Source organism: Candidatus Frankia nodulisporulans (assembly GCF_902806475.1).
Classification (GTDB): Bacteria; Actinomycetota; Actinomycetes; order Frankiales; family Frankiaceae; genus Frankia; species Frankia umida.
The window spans coordinates 1-4963 of sequence record NZ_CADCWS010000283.1 but is presented as its reverse complement, the minus strand read 5'-3'; the positions used below and the strand labels follow the sequence as shown (position 1 = coordinate 4963).

At 72.1% G+C, this 4963-nt stretch carries 4 protein-coding genes; 3 read left to right on the top strand and 1 reads right to left on the bottom strand.

Going from position 1 to position 4963, the window contains the following annotated elements:
- The 3 genes from G6R24_RS18155 to G6R24_RS18145 form a co-directional block, all read left to right on the top strand.
- Positions 1-706, top strand: a 706-nt coding sequence (locus G6R24_RS18155; RefSeq protein ID WP_163550402.1) for a 1-aminocyclopropane-1-carboxylate deaminase/D-cysteine desulfhydrase, incomplete at its 5' end; no start/stop codon positions are given.
- A gap of 383 nt (positions 707-1089) precedes the next feature.
- Positions 1090-2340, top strand: a complete 1251-nt coding sequence (locus tag G6R24_RS18150) for a carbohydrate kinase family protein (protein ID WP_225438694.1) — start codon at positions 1090-1092, stop codon at positions 2338-2340.
- A 183-nt stretch (positions 2341-2523) separates the two neighbouring features.
- A complete protein-coding gene (locus G6R24_RS18145) occupies positions 2524-3441 on the top strand; it encodes a PIG-L deacetylase family protein (RefSeq protein WP_163550401.1) in 918 nt (305 codons plus the stop codon).
- Positions 3442-3491: 50 nt separating this feature from the next.
- Here G6R24_RS18145 and G6R24_RS18140 read toward each other — a convergent pair whose 3' ends face one another.
- On the bottom strand, positions 3492-4892 hold the full coding sequence (locus tag G6R24_RS18140; RefSeq protein WP_163550400.1) for a glycosyltransferase family 4 protein: 1401 nt from the start codon (positions 4890-4892) through the stop codon (positions 3492-3494).
- Positions 4893-4963: the final 71 nt, after the last annotated feature.

Below are 4963 nucleotides of genomic sequence, written 5' to 3'. Positions count from 1 at the left end.
GCACGAGACGATCGTGACGTTCGGCGGGGCGTATTCGAATCACATCCGGGCGGTCGCGGCTGCCGGGCGGGCACTTGGTGTCGCCACGGTCGGGCTGATCCGGGGCGAGGAGCACCTGCCGCTCAACCCGTCACTCGCGGCGGCCCGGCGGGACGGTATGGAACTGCACTATGTGGACCGCGGCGTCTATCGGCAGCGGGCGTCGGCGGAGTTTCTTGGCAGCCTGCCCGCGCGGTTCGGTCGCTTCTACCTGATACCCGAGGGCGGCTCGAACGACCTGGGGGTGCGGGGCTGCGTCCAGATCGCGGCGGAGATCGGCACGTCCTACGATGTCGTGGTCTGTCCGTGCGGCACTGGCGGCACCCTGGCCGGTCTCAGCCATGGGCTGGCCTCTGTGGCTGGGACGCGCGCGGTGGGAATCGCCGCGCTGAAAGGGGCGGACTTCCTGCGGGATGAGGTCCGGCGCCTGCAGCACGCGGCGTTCGGCGGCGTCAGCGAGAACTGGTCGATCGAGCTCGGCTATCACGGTGGTGGATTCGCGAAGATGTCTCCTGAGCTGCTGGCCTTCGCCGCCGAGTTCGAGCGGCTGCACGGTCTCGCGGTGGAGCGGGTCTACGTCGCGAAAATGCTTGCCGCCGTCATGGACATGGTCCGAAATGGGCGCTTCGTGGGTGGACAGTCGGTTCTCGTTGTGGTGACCGGCTAGCCTTTCGCCGAGGCCAGCCGGGTGGGTGGGCGAATCGGGCGGTCCTCGGCTCGGTGAACCGGATGGGCGCGTCCAGGGTCGGTGGTGCCGGGCCGCGGTGCCGGTCCACCCAGTCGGAAGGTGTGGTTTCGCAGAGCGATCCAGCCGTTGTGCCGTCCACTATGAGATCGACGCGGTGAAATTTACAGGCAACGGAACGTGCGAATTTTGAATTTCATCATGCCCTTGGGTGATGGCTCGGTCATGGGTCGCGGGCCGATTCGGGGTGTCGATTGTGGTGTCAACTACGGTGGCCCCGAGCACGCCGGTCCGGGAGTTTCGCCGGACCGATCGTCAGTGCTCGTCCGAGACCATCGCAGAACACGAGCCCGCACGGGGGATGTGTGAGGACCACGGGCGCCGGTCATGACGGCGCGGAGGACGTCAGCGAGTGTGAGCTCTGCGCCGACAACGGAGTCGGCGCGGCGCGGGAGCGCGGCGCCCAGGATGACAGTGACGGCGCGGGTGGGCCGGCGGGCTTTCTGGTGGCCGGCGGGTTCGTGCTCGACTGCCTGATCAGCACCTCGGAGTTGCCGGTCTGGGGCGATGACCTGCGGGCCGACGCGATGCGTACGGTGCCCGGTGGCAAGGCGCTGAACCAGGCGATCACCTTCGCCCGGCTCGGCGGCCGGGTCGCGGCGGTCGGCTCGGTCGGCCGCGATCCCGTGGGTGAGGCCATCCGCTCGGTGCTGATCGCGGACGGGGTGGACGTGTCCGCGATGGCCGTCCACCAGGGTGCGCCGACACCGGTGTGCGTCGTGCACAGCCGGCCGGACGGGGAGAAGGCCGTGGTGTGGCGGGTACCGGACGAGCTGGCGCCGACCGCGAGCACCATCCACGAGGCGGCCCGCGGTCTCGGCGGTCGGGTCGGTGCGACGGTGGTGACCTTCGAGTTTCCCGCGGCCACCGCGGAGCTTGTCGCCGCGGCGGCCGCGGTGGGGCGCTGGGTGGTCGTCCACCCGGCACCCGCGCTGCCGCCGGCGGGAGCGGCGGGAGCGGCGGTGGCGGGGGACCGGACCGCGCTACTCGGCCGCGTGCCCTGGGATCTGGTGGACGTGCTGGTGCCGAACGAGGCGGAGGCACGCGCGCTGCTGGTCGGGCATCCCGGCGCGGCTGGCCCCGCGCGCCTGCTCGCCGACGCGCTCGCCGACCACCTCGGCGTGCCGATCGTGTGTGTCACGCTGGGGGCGCGGGGCTGCGTGCTGCGCTCCAACGGACAGAGCTCCCCCCACCGCGCGTCGGCGAGGATCGTGGTGGATACGACCGCGGCCAGCGACGCGTTCACGGCGGTGTTCACCGCGCAGCTGGTGGCGGGCTGGTCGCCGCTGGACGCGGTGCACGCGGCGCAGCGGGCGGCGGTCCGCACGGTCGGCCGTCCAGGTGGCTATGAGGCCCTGCCCACCCACGCCGAACTGCTCCACCTCACCGACCCCGCCGGCCATACCGACCCCACCGGTCCTGGCGGGGCGAACCCGTCGAGCTCGGCGGTCGCGCGCATCCCGGTCGCTCGTCTGGCCGGTTCGGAGACGGCGCCCGTGCGTGCCGGCCGGCCGGTTCGATCCGCACGGTCCGTGGCATCGCGAGCACCGGTCTGACGCCCGGTGTCGGACCCGACGCCGCCTGTGGCGGCCGCGTTCGCGGCTGACATTATGGTCGGGACGTCATCCGTGCGGGTGGAACCGGTCAGGGTGGACGCGTCCGATTCCGGGAGGATCTTCCGGTTCGGCGGGACGAACCGGGGCTCGCGGGGAACAGAAGCAGGGAAGGCGGTGGCGCGAATGGCCTGGCAGTCGACACTGTGTGACCCGCGGGCAGCGCGGGCGGAGGCGATGGTGCTCGCTCGGTCGGCGGCACGATGGGTGTGGCTGCGCCGTGGCACCGATGTCACGGCCAGCATGGCCCGGTCGTCCTGCCTGGTCGTGGCGCCGCATCCGGATGACGAGACGTTGGGCTGCGCCGTCGCGGTGATCCGTAAGCGGGCCGTGGGCACACCGGTGACCGTCGTGATCGTCAGTGATGGGTCGAAGGCGGAGCCGGTGACACTGCCACCGGAGGAGCTCATCGCGGTTCGGGAGACGGAGACCCGGCGGGCCTGCGCGGTGCTCGGGGTACCCGAGACCGACGTGTTGTTCCTGGGTTTCCCCGACTCGGAACTCGGTGGCGCGCTGGACGCGATCGCGCTGCGGCTGGCCGAGATCATCCGGGCCCGCCAGCCCGCGCAGGTGCTGATCCCGGCGTCCTGCGAGGGGCATCCCGATCACGACGCGACCCATGAGGCGGCCACCCGGGCCGTTGCCGCGGCGGGCTTCACCGGCCAGGTGCTGGAGTACACGGTGTGGCTGTGGACCCACTGGCCATGGACGCGTGGCTACGGCACGCGGGATCGTTCGGTGAACCGGCTGCTGGTGGAACCCGCCCGCCGGCTGCGGGAGGGCCGTCCACTGCTCGTCGACGCGCGCGGCCTGCGGACACGGCAGCGGCGGGCGCTCGCCGAGCACGTCACCCAGGTCGGCGATGGCTCCCCGGCCGGCACCGGCCTCGCGGCGGGGGCGGCCGGGGCGGTCGAACCGGCGGCCGTGCCGGTGACCGGTCCGCTGCTCGCGACGCTGCGCAGCCGGCACGAGGTCTACGTCGAAGCCGGCGCGCTGCGCCACCTCGACTTCCCCCGGCCCTGGCGGGACGCCACGCCGAAATAGCGGCGGATGGCACCGAGGCTGGCTGAGCCACCACGGTCGCGTGGTGGCGATCAGGCGGTGTCGTGGATGTCCTGCGGATGCTCCGACACCGTCGGCAGTGCCGACGGAAGTGGCAGAGTCGAGGGCGTCATCGGCGATGCGGTCGGGGGTGCCGAGCCGGGGGGCAGGGTCAGCAGCGCGGGGTTGATCCGGCGGCGCCGCCACGCTCCTGGCCGGGCGGCGAAACCGGTGATGGCGTCCCGGTAGGCCTCCTCCTTGCGGTGGGCGATCATCATCGGGTCGATCTCGGCGACCCCGGCCCGGCCCTGGGCGCCGACGGCGGCCGCTTGTGCCGGATCAAGCAGGTAGGGCGCGAGCGCGTCGGCGAGGGCCGCCGGATCATCGACGGGGACGACCGCCCCGCCACCCCAACGCTGGACGAACGGTGCGATTCCGGTGCGTGTGGTGGTGACCACCGGACGGCCGGCGGCCATGGCCTCGGCGGCGGCGATGGAGAAGCTCTCGAACCGGCTCGGCACGGCCACGACCCGGGCCCGTCGGTAGACCTCCCGGACCTGCTCACCGCCGAGATGACCGGTGAACTCGACGTCCAGGCCGAGGTCGCGGGCCTGTCGTTCCAACCAGGTACCGGCGGGGACGCCGTGGATCTCGCCGGCGGGCCGGCCCGCGAGCACCAGCCGATGGTCGACGCCGGCCGCCCGCAGCCGGGACGACGCGTCGAGCAGCACGTCGACCCCCTTGTACGCCTCGAGCCGGCCGACGGTCGCGATCACCGGCCTGGTCCGGGAGACGTCCGGGATGCCGAGCCAGAGCACGGCGTCGAACGGGTTCGGGATGACTTCGACCGACCGGCCGCTCAGCCAGCCACGGTCACGCAACGTGTCGACAAGCAGCTGGGACGGAGACGTGACCACATCCGCCAGATCCGCGGACATCCGGTCGAGCCGGTCGGCGAGGCGGCCCTTCGGATCGATCGGCGCGCCGGCGAGCTGGACGGTCAGCATCGTCGGGCAGTGCAGGTGGATCGCCAGTGGCCGGCTGCGGGCCATGGCCTGCATGAGACCACGGGTTTCGCCGTCCTGGGTCTCGATGACATCCGGCTGGAGTCTGAGCTGGCGCATCCACATCGTGTAGGACAGCGGCAGGCTGGCCCGGAGGCTGATGGAATCCCGCGGGTAGAGCGGCCCGCGCAGCCGGTCGCCGATCGGGCCGAGACCACGGCTGACCGGCAGGCGCAGCAGCGGCCGGCGGTGGACGTGCACGCCGTCCTGCACGGTGTCGACGATGCGGTGCCCCTGGGCGCACACCACGTGGACCTCATGCCCGAGCTTCGCCAGGGCGATCGCGAGCGTCGCCGTGTAGCTGCCCGCGCCGTCCCACACCACCGGCGGGAACTGTTCGCAGAGAAACACGATGCACAGGCTGTGTAGCGAACGGAAGTAACTCGCCATGGGTCTCCGTTCCACCACCCGGGCGCCCGATCCGCGGTGCCACGTGGGAGCAATGTCGGGGCTACGTTACT

Coding starts and splice junctions, on each gene's coding strand:
- G6R24_RS18145 (WP_163550401.1), top strand. CDS start 2,524: ATGGCCTGGCAGTCGACACTGTGTGACCCGCGGGCAGCGCGGGCGGAG.
- G6R24_RS18140 (WP_163550400.1), bottom strand. CDS start 4,892: ATGGCGAGTTACTTCCGTTCGCTACACAGCCTGTGCATCGTGTTTCTC.